Here is a 15590-nt window from a genome sequence, read left to right as displayed (position 1 = left end):
AATGCTTATCAGTTCAGTTCTGGTGTCAACTGCTTAAGCTACCCCAAAACCGCAGATTAACAACTCCCCTTGCTCCAAAACCGCGACCAATCGCCAATTCATAGACACCGGTACATCAGATGTCCGAAAGCTTTCGCAGCCTGTTGAACAATCCTAGAGTGCATATTATTCACCGAGGAGTGTCCTATCAGATGAGAAGCTGTAAGGCTAAATCACACAATCAGTATCCTTTTCTCAGAATTGAGCCGGCGTTCGGCCGTTAACTAGCACAAGTCAACATTTCTTCATTAAGGTTCGGCTTGGGCATCCTCTTAGGCCACGTGAATACCTTAGCCGGGACAGATATGGACAATTCAACGCTTGTCAATAATGCGCTTGCCCCGCAGTGCAACGCGGGACAAGCGCATTATTTTTAGTGATTTTTACCACACTTGGCGCTAGATGAGCCCCTGACTCAGCGCCCACCCGGCCCCTGCAGCGGCAATTCCGCCGAGTGCAAGCAGCACGGCGACTACGATCGCAACTGCAGAAACGGGCTCCTCCTGCTGCCGGGCCGGCTTCTCCGCCTGCTTCTCCGTCGGCGTCTTCGTGTTCAGTTTCGTGGCCGCTGCCGGGGCGCGATCTGTCACGCCGTCCAGCTTGGATTTGGCCATCCGTTTCACCTGCGGCGAGGCGTCGGACTTGAGCACGTCGTTGAGCACGCGCTCCGCCTCCTCAGCGGTGTAGTCCAGCACCGAGAGCTCGTAGCGGTCGGTGAAGACGCTCTCGCCCGAGTGGTTGAAAATCTGCACGTTGACCGGCAGGGTCGGGCCACTGATGCTGTTCGCGTTGCGGATCGGAATCCTCACCTCGCGCTCCGAGCGCTTGTCCTTGATCCCGGCGAGCGTGATCTCCTCGGTGTAGCGCTGCCCGCCCGGGTAGTTGGCCACCAGGGTGAACCGCTCCGCGTCGGCGCCAAGGTTGCTGATGGTGCCCGTAGCGAAGTTCTCTTCGCTGGCGGTCACGATGCCGTTGTCGCCGCTTGCAGTGGTGTCCATCTGGAAGCCGGCCTTGCCCACGTTGGCAACGGCGGCGTTTTCTGCCAGCTTGCGGGGAGTTTTTTCGGACTGGTCGTCGTCGTCAAGCTGCCCGGAGCCCGTCGTCACATTTCCCTGGCCGATGTTGAAGCCGGGCAGGTCCAGGTTGGACCAGTCAGCGGGGATGGTCACGGACTGCTCACCGCACCCGCCGCCCTTGACGCAGGCGTTTACCCTCGCGTCGGTCGGCTCCTTGGCGTAGTCGAAGTAGCTGAACTGGTACAGGTAGTTCATCACGGACTTGTACTCCGGCACGTACACGTCCCCCGAGAGCGGGTTGTCGGGCACCTCGGGCCCTGAGTGCCCCAGGCCCAGCGTATGTCCAAACTCGTGGAAGATCGTGTTGCGCAGCTGCTCCTGCGTGGTCATGTCCTTGTGGTCCGCAATGTAGAAGGCGGAATCGCGGACGAGCGCGACGCCGGAGGAACGGTTCCCCTCCGCCATCTTGTCGCCGATGATGCCAAGGCGGAACACGGCCTTGCGGGGCCCAAGCAGGCGATCGCGCTCGCCGAGCAGGCGCTGAGCTTGCGACTTGTCTTGGAAGTAGTACTGCTCAAAGCGCTCGGTCTTCCCGCCGTGGGGCTCCTCGTAGCCCGCGAGCGAGGCGCTCTGGTAGGTCTCGCCCGCGTCGATGTGCAGCGCGATGCCCTCCTTGGCAAAGACGTCCTCCAGGTCGCGGAGGGTCGAGGTGGAAGGGCGGTACGAGTTAACGTTGGCGGTCGCGCAACCGGCGAATTGCTCGAATTCCTTCACCGTCGGCGCGAAGTCATCCTTGCGTGCGCAGTTCAGGGTCTCCCACTCTGCCTGCATCCAGTTGAGCTGCAGGAAAAGGTCCGGGCGCTCGGGATCGGCGCCCCACTTCTGAATCGGCAGTTCGGTCCCGTCCTCCAGCTTCAGGCCTTTGAGCTCCCACTCGTCGCGCAGCCCGTCGCCGTCCGTGTCAATCGCGGACTCTTGCGCCGCCACGCTTACCGACGCCCGCGCCTCCACCGATTCGCCAGGATCCAGCACCTCGATCCACTCGCCGGCCTGGAGTTTCGGCGTCCCTTCGCCGATCCCCTTGCTCTGCTCCTGCGTCAGCTGCTCGCGGGTGCCGGAAAAGTTCGGGTCTGTAAAGGACACGGTGGTGTCGTACCCCTCGGACTCCGGCCCCACCTTGTAGGTGTCCGCCTTCGTCTCGCGGGCGCTCACCTGGTAGGGGTTCTGCAGCTCGTTGGCCAGCTCGATGTCTACCTGGCGGCGCTGCTTGCCCGCGTTGCGCGCCCGTACGTCGACGTCGATGCGGTTCCCGTAGATACGGAAGGTGCGCGTGATCTCGACGTCCGAGCGGGCGTCCGTGTAGGTGTAGGTGATCACGTCCGCCCCGCCGTCCTTGCGCACGTCGGTTGACGCGCCCCAGTTGGGTGCGAGGTTCTTTCCATCGATCCAGATGTTTGAGTACACGGTGAACTCGTGGATACCCACCGCGGCCGCAGGGTGGACGTAGGCGAGCCGGGCGCGGGAGTCCTTGCGGACCTCGCCGTCGATCCGCCCCTGCTCGGCGTTGGGGGTCTCGCCGTGGACGCGCACGGAGATTTCTCGCTGCTCCGTGGCTGCGGAGGCCTGCGGGACGGCGACGCCACCGAGCGTGAGGGACGCGCACAGGGCGATGGCAACGGTTTTCAGGGAAGTATGCATGGTATTCACCTTTTAGATCCGGATCCCGAACTGTGAGAGCATCCGACGAATGTGGTCTTGGTTAACGAACGCGGCGTAGCCCACCCCGCCAATCGCGGCGAGGAGGCCGAGGACGATGGGCACCCAGCTGTACCCGGACGATGCGCCCGACGGCGCGTCCTGCGGGGTGGGGGTCACGGTTTGCAGGGCCGGGGCGTTGGCCTCGACATTCTTGATCCGCTGCGAACCGTCCGGGTACGAGACCACCACTGGAACTTGCACCGACTTCTTCTTGGTGACGGTGTCGTCCACGTCGACCGAGAGCTTGCCGGTGCGCTTATCGACGCTCACGTACCACCCCGGCTCGTTGAACTTCTCAGAGAGACCGAAGGTGGTCCCCTTCGGCGCGGTCGCGGTGCCCTTGCTGTCCTTGCTGTCCTTGCTGTCACGGCGTGCTTGCGAATCGGTGGTGACCTTTAGCGGGAGCAGCGCGGTAGTGCCGTCCGGGTACTGGGCGCGAACGCGGACGGTGTACGTGGCGTTGGCGGGCGCGTTCGCGGGAACATCGGCGCGGACCTTGCCGGTGCGCTGGTCAACGTCGACGCGCATGCCTGCGTCGTCCATGAGGACGAAGACGGTGCCCTCGGGGACGGAGCCCTTTGGCTTCGCGGTGACGGCGCGGCCCGTATTGGCGACGGTTACTGGGTAGGTCAGCGTGGTGCCGCGCTTCGGCGCCGTTGCGGTGGCCACGCCGATCCTCGCAGTGATGGTGCGCTCCGACCCGTCCGGGAAGCGGACCTTCACCGGGACCTTGACCGGCTTGGCGTCGGCCGACGGGGCGGTGACGTCGAGCACGCCGGTGCGCTGATTCACGCCAACGACCCACCCGCCAAGTTCGGCGTCCTCGTCGAGCGCGTACTCGGTACCGTCCGGCACGCCTTTGGAGGTATGCGCGGTGATCATCGTGTGCTGCCCGGGCCCGACCAGGACTCCGGCCTCGTAGCTCGGTGCGAGGCGGTCCGCGATCGGGGACTCGACGATTTCAAACGGGACGATCGCTTCGTCCTTCGACCCATCGGGGAAGGTGATGGCGACTTTCACCTTGATGGTGCTGCCGGGTTTCGCGTCCTTCGGCACCTTCAGCTCCACACGGCCGTCGCTGGTGACGGTCGCGTTCGGGTTTTTAATGATGCGGTACCCGGTGCCCGCCGGCAACGGCTGCCAGCCGTACTTCTCCGGGGTGATCGTGCGGGTCGCGGCCGGCTTCGGGCTGCTGGCCCGCTCCCCCGCGCGGACGGTGCGCGGTTCGTAGGACACGTCGTACAGCGCAGCCTCAGACTGCGGCTTCCCGACCGTGATGGTCACAACGTTGTGCCCTCCGGTGGAGTTGCGGATCTCCGCCGTGTACTTCCCCGGGGCGACATTTGCCTGCGGGGCTGCTGCGACGGTGCCGTTCTGGTCGACGGTGACCCAGGTGGCGTCGAGAAGCGGCTGCCCGTCTTGGCGGGTGACCCCATCCACGACGAAGGCGACGCCTCTGCCGGCGGACTTTTGGGGGTTTGCGATCTCGATCTCGCCCGGGCGGACCTCGATGTCGCCCCAGCCGAAGTTCTCAACCGGTGCGAGCGTGGGCTTGGGTGCGGGCTTCTTCGTGGTGGGAGTTGGCTTGGGTGCGGGCTTCTTCGTGGTGGGGGTCGGCTTGGGTACGGGCTTCTTCGTGGTGAGGGTCGGCTTGGGCTTTGTGGTGGTCTTCTGTGTGGTCTTCTTCGGTGTGGTCTTCTTCGGTGTGGTCTTCTTCGTCGTGGGAGCTGGCTTCGGAGTTGGCGTTGGTGCGAGCGTGACCTCGAGCGCCACAGTCTTATTGGGCGAAACCACTACGCTCGTGGTGCGCGCTGTATAACCATCCGCAACCACGTCGACGACGTAGGTTCCCGGGGTGAGCCCCGCAGCCTGGAATGCCCCTTTGTCGTCCGTGGTCGCGGCAACTGCCCGGGCCGGGTCCTCCTCAGCGTGCACCTTCACTGTGGCTCCGGCTATCGGGGTCTTGCGGTCTGAGACGACCACCCCGGACAGCGCACCGGGCAACAGATTGACCGAAATGTCCGCAATCGCAGTCTCGCCCGGAGCGACGGGCACTCTCTGGTGCACGCCGCCCTCGATCGTTTCTGTCGCGGACACAGAGATGTCGTACGCGCCCGGCTCCAGGTCAGGGAACCGGAAAAAACCGTCTGGATCCGTGACGGCGACGGTGACAGTATCGTCCTGGTCGGCGCTTACTTTTACCCCGGCGACGGGGGTGCCGGAGGAATCGACCACTTTGCCGGTAATCGCGCCCGGTTGCGCGGCGACGGTGATGTCCCCCGCCCGGTTGCGCTCGGTGGGCTCGACCCTCACGCCTCTGCTTTTAGGCAGCGTGCGCGTCGAGGCTCCGACACGGATTTTTTGTTCCCCCTCCGGCACGTGGGTGAGGGTAAACGTTCCGTTGGCGTCCGTGGTGGTTTCCAACTCGCCGATGGAGACGGGGACGCCCTCGACGGGATTCTGGTGATCGTCGATCACGCGGCCCGTCACGCCGATGGGCGTCAGCTCGATCGGGGTCGGAGTGTATTCCTGGCCGCTCGCCACGGTGAGGGAAACTGGCTGCTCGGCAAAGTACCCGTCCAGCGTGCCCGACTTGATGGTGTAGGTTCGGCCTGGTTCCACGTCGGCGAAGGTGACGGTACCGTCCGCGTCGGTGGTTTGGGTTTGGAGGGTTTTGCCGTCGGCGCCAACAAGCGAGACCTCGACGCCCTCGGCCGGCTCGGCGGAGTCGGCGCGCACCACCTTGCTGTGGATGGTGGCGGGCTGCGCGTCGAGCGGCTCTGCAAACCCGCGGGCGCCGACGGATGAGTTGTATGCGCGCCAGGGCAACGTGTCCGCGCCAGCCGCGTTGCTGATGAACAGCGCCTCCGCTTGGCCGATGGTCACTGTCTTGGGCAGGGTAATGTCCAGCCATTTGTAGCCGCGGGCGTCCTCGAACCCGTAGCCCGTCACCGCGCCGAAGTCCTCGGTCACCTTTCCGTTCGTCTTCAGCTGAACCTGATATTTCTCCTCTGCGGGGAAGAAACGATCCACGTTGGAATAGCGGCCCGTTGGCGCTGGGTAGTTCGGGTCCGCTACCCGGTCAGGCAGGAAGTACATGCGCACGGACCGGACCGATTTCGACTCATAGTCGCCGTCCTCGAGTTTGAAAAGCCCGCCCCAGCTCCGCCGCGCGTTGATGCTTTGGTCATCGGTCGTGGCGTAGAGCGCAAACCCGGCTGCCTCATCAAGCACATCGGCCGCGTGCGCGACCGGGAGTAGGGTGGGCGGCACGGCGACGACACCGGACGCGAGACAAGCAACGACTGTTGCTACGGCGAAATTACGGCTCCGAAAACCCCGCACCATATCAATTCCTAGACTTTCCTAGAGGGCAACACAGGTAACTCCATTAATTTAACTACAGATATGCCTAAACTGCACGTTTGCGAAACACGGGCCAACTTCTGCGCGAGCGGAGTCGTTTTACTCAGCAAAGGAGGCGCGTGCTGGGTATCGTGAACCGGAGGTGTCGGCGCGCTCAGCGTCGACAAGCTTTTGCATGTGTTGACGGAAAGGTTGTTCGGAAGTGAAGATTGCGGTTCTTGGTGGGGATGGATTCTGTGGCTGGCCGGCCTCGTTGCACCTCTCCGACCTCGGCCACGACGTGGTGATTGTGGACAATCTGTCACGCCGCGCCATCGACGAGGAACTGGGCGTGACCTCCCTGACCCCGATCGCTTCCATTGAGGAGCGCCTGCAGGCGTGGAACGAAATCTCCGGGCACACGATCGGCTTCCGCCATCTCGACGTCGCGCAGGACTACGAGGGGCTGCTCGCCTTTATCCAGGAGTTCCAGCCGGACGCAGTGATTCACTACGCCGAGCAGCGCGCCGCGCCGTACTCCATGAAGACGCCGCGGGCGAAGCGATACACGGTGGATAACAACGTCAACGCGACGCACAACCTGCTCGTGGCCATCGTGGAATCCGGGCTGGACGTGCACGTCGTCCACCTGGGCACCATGGGCGTCTACGGCTACGGCACCGCCGGGATGGAGATCCCAGAGGGCTACCTGGACATCAAGGTGGACACCGAGGACGGCACCACCGTGGAACAGGAGATCCTCTACCCCACCAACCCGGGGTCGGTCTACCACATGACCAAGGTGCTGGATCAGAGCATCTTCGCCTTCTACGCCAAGAACGACGAGCTGCGCATCACCGACCTCCACCAGGGCATCATCTGGGGCACCCACACCGCGCAGACGCAGCGCGACGAGCGCCTCATCAACCGCTTCGACTACGACGGCGACTACGGCACCGTGCTCAACCGTTTCCTCATGCAGGCCGCCGTGGGCTACCCGCTCACCGTCCACGGCACCGGCGGGCAGACGCGCGCCTTCATCCACATCCAGGACATGTGCAAGTGCATCCAGATTGCGCTGGAAAACCCGCCTGCCAAGGGCGACCGCGTGAAGATCTTCAACCAGATGACGGAGACGCACCGCGTGCGGGACCTGGCGCAGCTCGTCGCAAAGCTCTCTGGCGCCGAGGTGCAGATGGTGCCGAACCCGCGCAAGGAATCCGCCGAGAACGAACTACACGTGAAGAACGACACCTTTATCGGGCTCGGGCTCGAGCCCACCAAGCTGGCGGAGGGCCTGCTCACCGAGGTCGAGGACGTGGCGCGCAAGTATGCCGACCGGGCGGACCGCTCGAAGATCCCGGCGCGCTCGCTGTGGACGGCGAAGCAGACTGCCGGCGTCCCCACCGGCGAGCAGTAAGCGCATGCGCATCGCGATTATCAGCGAGGTCTTCCTGCCCAAAATCGACGGGGTGGTCACACGCATCACCCGCCACCTCGACCAGCTGGCAGAGATGGGGCACGAAGTCATCATCTTTGCACCGGGCACCCCTCCCAAGGAGTATGCAGGCTTCGAGGTCGTGCCTATCCCCTCGCGGGCGCTGAAGGTTTACCCGGAGGTCAAACACGGCATGCTCGGGCCGAAGGCGTTTCGTCGCCTCCGCGAGTTCAACCCCGACATTGTGCACGCGGTCAACCCAATCTGGACCGCTGGCTGGTCATCGCTTGTCATCTCGCGCTTTTTTCCCATGCTCGCCTCGTTCCACACCGATGTGCCGGAATACTGCGTCAAGCTGGGCATTCCGTGGGTCAAACCCATTGCGAAGTGGGGCCTTCGCACGTTCCACGGCCGTGCAGCAATCAATCTGGTCACATCCGGTCCGATGATGGATAAAGCTGCTGAGTATCGCATCCCTAACGTGCGACTGTGGCCGAAGGCCGTCGACACGCAGCGCTTTACCCCCGAGGCTCGTTCAGTGTCAATGCGCGAGCGCCTGGGCGGCGGCCCGCTCGTGATGTTCGTCGGCCGTATCTCCGCGGAAAAATCCGTCGAGCGCTGCTTCCCCATCATGGAGGAAGTCCGCAAGCGAGTTCCTGGTGCGCGTATCGCGTTCGTGGGCGAGGGCCCGCTTTACGACGAGGTACGTTCCAGCGCTCCCGACTGGGCCGTCTTCACCGGCTACCTCTCGGGGGCCGAGCTCGCTGCCGCCTACGCTTCCGGCGATGTTTTGTTGTTCCCCTCCGCCACCGAAACGCTTGGCTTCGCCGCACTTGAATCCTTCGCGTCGGGCCTTCCGGTCGTGGCTGCCAACGCCGGCGGCCTGCCCTTTGTCATTGACGACGGCGAAACTGGCATCCTTGTGGATCCAGATGCGCCGGAAACCACGTGGGCCGATGAAATTGTGCGCGTGCTCCAAGACGACGCATTGCGCACCCAGCTTTCCACCGCAGCCCGGGCGGAAGCGCAGCGCTGGACGTGGCGAGCTTCCTCAGAGCAGGTGGTCGATTACTACGACGAGGTTATTCGAAACGCAGGACGGTGACCTCAGCGGTCTCCCCGCCCGCGTATTCGCGGGATTCCGTCGCTGTCCGCACCCTCGCCGAAGGATCAAATTCCTGGTAAGGGGCCACACCCGGACCACAGGCATCAACGTTGCGCGGGTCGAACCACTCGATGTCTGCGCGGCCGTCTGCGATCACGCCGATGCCGGAGGCGGTCTCCCAAGCCTGGACATCGCCGTCAATGCCGGGCACGTCGTCTGGGTTGAAGCCGAGGCGCTGCGCTTCGGCCTTGTCCGAGTACGGGCAGAATACGTACGCCCGCTCCACTCCCGGCCCCGCCACATCCGCGACGGTGAAGTCTCCGGCGAGCGCGGCGTCCTGCAACCCCATTTCGGTGCCGTGCGCACCGCAGCCGGCCAGCGCGAACACGCTGGCAACGGCGGCGAACTTACGACGCATGCCCATAGTTACTTGATGCTCTCCGGAGCCTTGCGCTCCGGGTAGATCTTCGGGCGCACACCCGCGATCTCCTCCACCACGCGCACCACCTGGTGGGAGTAGCCGTACTCGTTGTCGTACCAGACGTACAGCACCAGGTGATTGCCGGAGGCGATCGTGGCCAGGCCGTCCACCACGGAGGCGTGCGTCGTGCCCAGCAGGTCCGTCGAGACGACCTCGGGCGACTGGATGTAGTCGATCTGCTGGCGCAAGTTGGAGTCCGTGGACACGCGACGCAGGAAGTTGTTGACCTCCTCCTTCTCCACCTCGGTCTCCAGATCCAGGTTGAGCACCGCCATCGACACATCCGGGGTGGGCACGCGGATGGCGTTGCCCGTCAGCTTGCCCTCGAACTCCGGCAGTGCCTTGGACACGGCCTTTGCGGCCCCCGTCTCGGTGAGCACCATGTTCAGCCCGGCGGCGCGGCCGCGGCGATCGCCCTTGTGGAAGTTGTCCGCCAAGTTCTGATCGTTCGTGTACGCGTGCACGGTCTCGACGTGGCCGTGCTTGACCCCGTAGCGGTCATTGATCACCTTGAGCACCGGCGTAATGCCGTTCGTGGTGCACGACGCAGCGGACAGCACCTTTTCGTCGCCAATCATGCCTTCGTTGATGCCGTAGACAATGTTCGGGATGTCCCCCTTGCCCGGCGCGGTGAGCAGGACGCGGTCCACGCCCTTGGACTCGAGGTGCTTGGACAGCCCCTCGCGGTTGCGCCACGCGCCGGTGTTGTCCACCACAATCGCGTCGTTGATACCGTAGGCGGTGTAGTCCACCTCAGCCGGATCGTTGGCGTAGATCATCTGGATCGGGGTGCCGTTCGCCCAGATGATTTCCTTTTCCTTATCCACGGTGATCGTGCCGTCGAACGCGCCGTGGACAGAGTCGCGGCGCAGCAAGGACGCGCGCTTCACAATGTCGTCCTCGCCCTTCTTGCGCACCACGACGGCACGCAGACGCACGCCGCCGTAGGCAGCCTCGCGGGAAATGAGGATGCGGGCGAGCAGACGACCGATGCGCCCGAAGCCGTACAGGACAACGTCGCGAGCCTGCAGCTCCGAGGAGGTCCCGACGACCTCGGCGAGCTCCTCTTCCAGGAACTCGCGCAGATCCTTGCCATCCGTGCGGGAGTAGTTCTTTGCCAGGCGACCCAGGTCGATCGACGCGGTACCCAGGTCCATCTTGACCAGTTCTTTCAGGATGGGCAGCGTGTCATCCAGTGGCAGTTCGCGCTCAACGATGCGGCGCGCGTAGCGGTGCGCCTTGATGATGTCGATGTCCGTGGCCCCCAGGAGCAGGCGGCCGTAGATAGACGTGACCGCGTTGTGTTCGCGGTGCAGCTGGCTGATCAGCGGGAGCATCTCCTGCGCGAGGGTGAGCTTGTGGTTCCAGTCAGCGGCGGGGGTAGTTGATTGTGTCACTGTAGTCCTCAAATACGGTCGTTGGTGTACGAATCATGTTCGGTTCGGGGGCATTCCGAAGACTCACATGCTCCCCTATATTAGCGCGCCCGGCCGCGCGCGATGACGAGAGTTCGCCCTAAAGAAAACCGCGTGTCACCTAGACATTCCCCGGCGCACACATCACACCTTTGATTGGTTCGGTGCCAGTTTCCGCGCACACCCCGGTTCGTACTTTCGCTCAGAGGTGGGAGTTCCTGCGGTGCCAACACCGCTACTTCGGCGTAGCATGTCTGCCATGGATTTGAGCTCGCAGCTGAACTACAACATGCATTCCGGCGCGCAGGACCTTCGCGACGCCCTTTTCACCCCGACGACGGAGATCCTCCCCGTATCGTGGCAGGCCTCCCTCGACGACCTGAGCTACTCGGTCATCGGCCTGTGGGACTCGATCGTCCGCGCAGTGGAGACGTTTCTGATTTAACCTCCCCTACTTCAGCACCTCCCTGTACTTCTCCGGCGAAGGCTGGGGCGCGAACGACGGCGCCTGATCCTTATCCACCAGCACCGCGCGCACACCTTCCGCAAAGTCCGGCTCTCCGCGCATCAGCTCGCCGAGCACGCGCTCGTTGTCCAGGGAGCCAGCGAGGTCTTGGTTGGCGTTGGCGTGAAAAAGCTCGGCCGCGGCGACGAGCGCGGAGGGCGAGGCCTGCGCGGTAAGTTCGCGGACCTTGGCACCGAACTCGCCAGCGGCGTCGAGGCGCCCCTCAATCTCGGCCCACGATCCGGCGAAGACCTCCTCGATCTGCTCGTACCACCGGGCAAGCCCGCTCTCGCCGGCGGGGAGGGCGAGGGCGTCGAGGGCGGTGACGCCTTCGTCGATAAGCTTTTCTACAAGCCCTTCAAAAGATTCCACCTTGTGCGAGGCCAGGCCGAGCGCGAGCATGTCGTCCGCAGTCATGCGGTAGCCGGTCAGCCCAAGGAACTTCCCGAGTGCGAGCGACGGGCGGGCCGGCAGGTGCTGCAGCTTCCAGGATTGGCCCACGTCCGTGATGTAACCGATGTTCATCTCCGGCATGGAGGCGAACGCGTCCTTGTGCACCACCAGGTGCGAGCCGAGCGCCGAGATCCCCATGCCGCCGCCCATGTCCACGCCGGAGACCAGCGCGATATACGGCTTGGGGTAGTTGGCAATGTAGTTGTTCATCTCGTATTCCTCGGCGAAGAACGCGCTGATCTCCTCGGCCTTTCCGGCGAGGACGCCCTCGCGCGCGTACTTCACGTCGCCGCCCGAGCAGAAGTGCTTGGAACTCGAGCGGACGATCACCTGCGTGATCGCGTCGTTTGCCTCCCACGCGCGCAGCGCCGTGTAGATGCCGTGGATCATCTCGCCGTTGAGCGAGTTCAGCGCCTTCGGCCGGTTGAGCGTGATGATGCCCGTGGTGCCGCGGACTTCGACGTTGAGCAATTCGGTGTTCAAGGATTCAGTCATACTCCCTAGTGTTGCACATCACAGCGAGTGCGGGTGTAGAGACAGCGGGTATGGTGTGAAGAATGAATGCCCCGCGCTTAGTAGCCCTGGATATGGACGGAACGCTGCTCGCCCCCAGCGGGGCGATCCCCGAGCACTTTTGGCACACGCTCGACCGGGCGCGCGCCGCCGGCATCACCGTCGCCCCCGCCTCCGGCCGCCAGCTGGCCACGCTGCGCGCCATGTTCACGCGCAACGAGCCCGACACCTTTATTGCGGAAAACGGAGCCGTGGTCCAGCACCTGGGCGAGATCGTGTCCGCCACCACCATGCCGGAGGACACCGTGCGCCGCTTTGTCGACGCCTTCCCGCACGCCCCCTTCACCGCCCACCCCGTCATGTGCACGCCCGAGGCCTCCTTCACGCTCGCCGACACCCCCGCCGAGGTGCAGCGCGAGGTGGACAAGTACTACCTGGCCAACGAGCGGGTCAGCACGCTTGCCGACGCCCCCGCGCACCGCATCGTCAAAATCGCCCTCTTCGTCGACGGCGACGCCGAGTTGGACGGCCTGCCCTGGGTCCGGGAGACGGTGCCGGAGCTCGAGGCGCTCGTGAGCTCCAAGCACTGGCTGGACATCATGCCGCCGGCCGCGTCCAAGGGCGCGGCGCTCACCGCGCTGGCGGCAACCCTCGGCATCGCGCGGGAGGACACCGCCGCGATCGGCGATTACCTCAACGACTTCTCCATGCTGCAGGCCGCCGGCACCGCCGTCGCGATGGGGAACGCGCACCCGGACCTCAAGGCGATTGCGCATGAGGTCATTGGGACGAATGGGGAGCACGCGGCCGTCGATAAGCTTGCCCAATGGGCCAAATGATCGACTTCGCACAACCCGCTGACCTCGTCGCCCCGCAGTTGCTGGGGTGCCTGATCACGCACCGCGGCGTGACGGTGCGGCTGACCGAGGTGGAGGCCTACACGGGCGCGAGCGACCCGGCCGCGCACACGCACCGGGGGAAGACCGCCCGCAACGCCGCCATGTTCGGGCCGGGCGGGCGGCTGTACGTCTACCTGTCGTACGGGATCCACCTCAACGGCAACATTGTCTGCGCGCCGGAGGGCGACGGGCAGGGCTGTCTCATGCGCGGCGGCGAAGTCATCGCGGGCGAGCCGCTGGCGCGGAAGCGACGGCAGCGGCCTGATCGCAACCGGATTCCCTTTGCAAATCTGGCGCGCGGTCCAGGGAATTTAGGGCAGGCGCTGGGGCTCGAGCTCGCGGACAACGGGACGCCAGTTGAGCTCACGCCGCGAGAGACGGAGCCGGAATGGGTGGCCGGGCCGCGCATTGGTATTAGCAAAAACGCGGACGCCCCACTCAGGTTCTGGATCCCGCGCGACCCCACCGTGTCCACGCCGCGCGGGTACCCGAAGCAGTAACGCTACTTCTTCTTCTTTTTGCCCTTCTTGTGCTTCTTGCCGGGCTTTTCCGACTCAACGCGGCGCTGCTCCAGCTTCGCGGCGGCGTCCGGCACGTAGCGGAACTCCTCGCGCGGGGGGCGCTCGTAGTCGGTGATCTCCGGGCGCTCCGGAATCTCCGGCAGGTCCACCTCGACGTGCTCGTAGGGCACCGTGGAAAGGAGGTGCGAGATGACGTTGATGCGCGAGCGCTTCTTGTCCTCGCTCTCCACCGTGTACCAGGGCGCGGACGGGATGTCGGTGTGGATGAACATCTCGTCCTTCGCGCGGGAGTAATCCTCCCAGCGCGTGATGGACTCCAAGTCCATTGGCGAGAGCTTCCACTGGCGCAGCGGGTCCTCCTTGCGGGACTGGAAGCGCTTGTATTGCTCCTCGTCGGACACCGAGAACCAGTACTTGCGCAGCATGATCCCGTCTTCTACCAGGAGACGCTCGAAAATCGGGGCCTGGTGGAGGAAGCGGCGGTACTCCTGCGAGGAGCAGAAGCCCATCACGCGCTCGACGCCGGCGCGGTTGTACCAGGAGCGATCAAAAATCACGATCTCGCCCGCTGCTGGGAGCCGCTCGACGTAGCGCTGGAAGTACCACTGCCCCTGCTCACGCTCGGTCGGCTTTGGCAGCGCCTCGATACGGCACGTGCGCGGGTTGAGATACTGGGTGATTCGCTTGATCGCGGACCCCTTTCCGGCAGCGTCGCGCCCCTCCATCACGATGACGAGGCGCGCGCCGGTGCGCACGACCCATTGCTGCATCTGCACAAGCTCCGCCTGGAGTCGCACGAGCTCCTGCTCGTACGCCTTTTTGGAAAGCTTCGGCGGCTTCTTCGCCGCATGTTCTTCGCTCATGTCTTTCACCGTACCCAGGATGAAAGCTGCCGAGCAAAATGCTCAACCTAGCGGTTGACCTTGAACTCCGCCATCTCGTCCCACTCGGTCTTGCCCTCGATGAGCGTGTTGATGATGGTCGGGGTCTCCTTCAGGACCTTCGGGAACAGCTCCTGGGCGTCCTTGAAGTGCTGCGAGTTGACGTGCGCCTCAGCGGCGTCGTCCTTGAACGCCTCAACGAGCAGGTACTCCTTCGGGTCATCCTCGGAGCGGTACCAGTTGAAGAAGAGGCAGCCGTCCTCGGCGCGGCTGGCGTTGGTGAACTCCGACACGACCTCGCGGAAGTTCTCTACGTGCTCATCAAGCGGCTTGAATCGTACGTTAATCAAAATCATGTGGACCACCGTACCCGGACTTGGCGGATGGGGTTGCGCGCCAATTGTTCAACAACTCTGCGCTACGCTTGTCTGCAATGTACGCGCTCGCGCTCGGCCCGGTGCATAAAAGGGGGAGTTTCCCCTCCTCCACCCGGCTGTAGCGAGTACCGTAAATATGTTGTCTTCTTCCCCACCTCGAGCCGGATGCCATGCTTGCCCAAAATGTTGCCGCCGAAGTTCGCCGCGCCATCTCGCGTGGCGAGTTTTCGCCTGGCCAGAAGCTCAACGAGGTAGCGCTGGCCGAACGTTTCGGCGTCTCGCGCAACACGCTGCGCGAGGCGTTTGCCATGCTGACGTCGGAGGGGCTGTGCGAGCGACTTCCCAACCGCGGCGTATTTTTGGCCACCCCCTCCCCCGAGTTTGTCACGGACACCTACCGCGCCCGCGCCGCCATCGAGCCCGCGGCGTTGCTGTGGGGCGAGCACCTCGACATCGAGCGGCTCACCCTGCTCAACGAGGAAGCACGGGAGGCGATCGCACAGAACGATGACGACCTCGTCTCCGCGATCAATCAGGCGTTCCACCACGTCGTCCTCTCCGCGATGGGGTCCAAGACGTTGGGCGACACGATGGACCAGCTCGACGCCTTCTTGCGCTTGGCCACGCTGCCGATCGTGCAGCAGCAGCCAACGTTTCACCGCCAGTTCATTGACGTCAACGAGCATCTCGTCGAGCTCCTGCTTGAGGAGCGCCGGCAGGAGGCGTCCGATTACCTGCAGGAATCGCTGGAAGAGCAGGGGCGGATGGTCAACGAGCTGATTGCCAAGATCAACAACGGCGAACCGATTTAGCCCACCGCATACGTGGCGGAGTATAACTGTGT

At 64.0% G+C, this 15590-nt stretch carries 13 protein-coding genes; 6 read left to right on the top strand and 7 right to left on the bottom strand.

The features are described from left to right. Nucleotides 1-437: 437 nt before the first annotated feature. Both FPP74_RS04415 and FPP74_RS04410 read right to left on the bottom strand, forming a co-directional pair. Entirely contained in the window at nt 438-2753 is a 2316-nt protein-coding gene (locus tag FPP74_RS04415) for a hypothetical protein (RefSeq protein ID WP_144717253.1), read from the bottom strand. A gap of 12 nt (nt 2754-2765) precedes the next feature. After that, nucleotides 2766-6086: a YPDG domain-containing protein gene (locus tag FPP74_RS04410; RefSeq protein WP_186439379.1), complete on the bottom strand. Its 3321-nt coding sequence runs from the start codon at nt 6084-6086 to the stop codon at nt 2766-2768. A gap of 295 nt (nt 6087-6381) precedes the next feature. On the opposite strand from FPP74_RS04410, the gene FPP74_RS04405 reads away from it, so the two are divergent. Next, a complete protein-coding gene (locus tag FPP74_RS04405) occupies nt 6382-7578 on the top strand; it encodes an NAD-dependent epimerase/dehydratase family protein (protein ID WP_144717251.1) in 1197 nt (398 codons plus the stop codon). A 4-nt stretch (nt 7579-7582) separates the two neighbouring features. Further along, nucleotides 7583-8701 carry a glycosyltransferase family 1 protein gene (locus tag FPP74_RS04400; RefSeq protein ID WP_144717250.1) on the top strand — a complete coding sequence of 373 codons (1119 nt, stop codon included), beginning with the start codon at nt 7583-7585 and terminating at the stop codon, nt 8699-8701. Here the strand turns inward: FPP74_RS04400 and FPP74_RS04395 are convergent. Together FPP74_RS04395 and FPP74_RS04390 are read right to left on the bottom strand one after the other, a co-directional pair. Next, the gene (locus FPP74_RS04395; RefSeq protein WP_144717249.1) at nt 8679-9119 is read right to left on the bottom strand and encodes a hypothetical protein; all 441 of its coding nucleotides are present in this window, start codon (nt 9117-9119) and stop codon (nt 8679-8681) included. The genes FPP74_RS04400 and FPP74_RS04395 overlap by 23 nt on opposite strands. 8 nt (nt 9120-9127) lie before the next feature. Then, complete coding sequence (locus FPP74_RS04390; RefSeq protein WP_095537704.1) at nt 9128-10579, bottom strand: glyceraldehyde-3-phosphate dehydrogenase; 1452 nt, start codon at nt 10577-10579, stop codon at nt 9128-9130. Nucleotides 10580-10856: 277 nt separating this feature from the next. Between FPP74_RS04390 and FPP74_RS04385 the strand changes: the two genes are divergently transcribed. Next, complete coding sequence (locus tag FPP74_RS04385; protein ID WP_095276937.1) at nt 10857-11042, top strand: hypothetical protein; 186 nt, start codon at nt 10857-10859, stop codon at nt 11040-11042. Nucleotides 11043-11048: 6 nt separating this feature from the next. Here FPP74_RS04385 and FPP74_RS04380 read toward each other — a convergent pair whose 3' ends face one another. Then, nucleotides 11049-12050 (bottom strand): 3-hydroxyisobutyryl-CoA hydrolase, encoded by a 1002-nt coding sequence (locus FPP74_RS04380; protein ID WP_144717248.1) that lies wholly within the window; start codon nt 12048-12050, stop codon nt 11049-11051. Nucleotides 12051-12112: 62 nt separating this feature from the next. On the opposite strand from FPP74_RS04380, the gene FPP74_RS04375 reads away from it, so the two are divergent. Next, nucleotides 12113-12907 (top strand): HAD family hydrolase, encoded by a 795-nt coding sequence (locus FPP74_RS04375; protein ID WP_144717247.1) that lies wholly within the window; start codon nt 12113-12115, stop codon nt 12905-12907. Further along, entirely contained in the window at nt 12904-13467 is a 564-nt protein-coding gene (locus FPP74_RS04370; RefSeq protein WP_095535719.1) for a DNA-3-methyladenine glycosylase, read from the top strand. Before FPP74_RS04375 ends, FPP74_RS04370 begins: the two co-directional genes overlap by 4 nt. Before the next feature lie 2 nt (nt 13468-13469). On the opposite strand, the gene ppk2 is transcribed toward FPP74_RS04370, so the two are convergent. After that, nucleotides 13470-14351 carry a polyphosphate kinase 2 gene (gene ppk2 / locus FPP74_RS04365; RefSeq protein ID WP_095537708.1) on the bottom strand — a complete coding sequence of 294 codons (882 nt, stop codon included), beginning with the start codon at nt 14349-14351 and terminating at the stop codon, nt 13470-13472. Nucleotides 14352-14398: 47 nt separating this feature from the next. Beyond that, a complete protein-coding gene (locus FPP74_RS04360) occupies nt 14399-14725 on the bottom strand; it encodes a putative quinol monooxygenase (RefSeq protein WP_095276950.1) in 327 nt (108 codons plus the stop codon). Between the two features lie 191 nt (nt 14726-14916). Here FPP74_RS04360 and FPP74_RS04355 point away from each other — a divergent pair, with 191 nt between their 5' ends. Further along, complete coding sequence (locus FPP74_RS04355) at nt 14917-15558, top strand: GntR family transcriptional regulator (RefSeq protein ID WP_095545963.1); 642 nt, start codon at nt 14917-14919, stop codon at nt 15556-15558. Nucleotides 15559-15590: the final 32 nt, after the last annotated feature.

This window comes from Corynebacterium sp. NML180780, assembly GCF_007786415.1.
Taxonomy (GTDB): Bacteria; Actinomycetota; Actinomycetes; order Mycobacteriales; family Mycobacteriaceae; genus Corynebacterium; species Corynebacterium gottingense.
The sequence above is the reverse complement of the archived record's forward strand: the minus strand, read 5'-3'. Positions and strand labels throughout refer to the sequence as shown.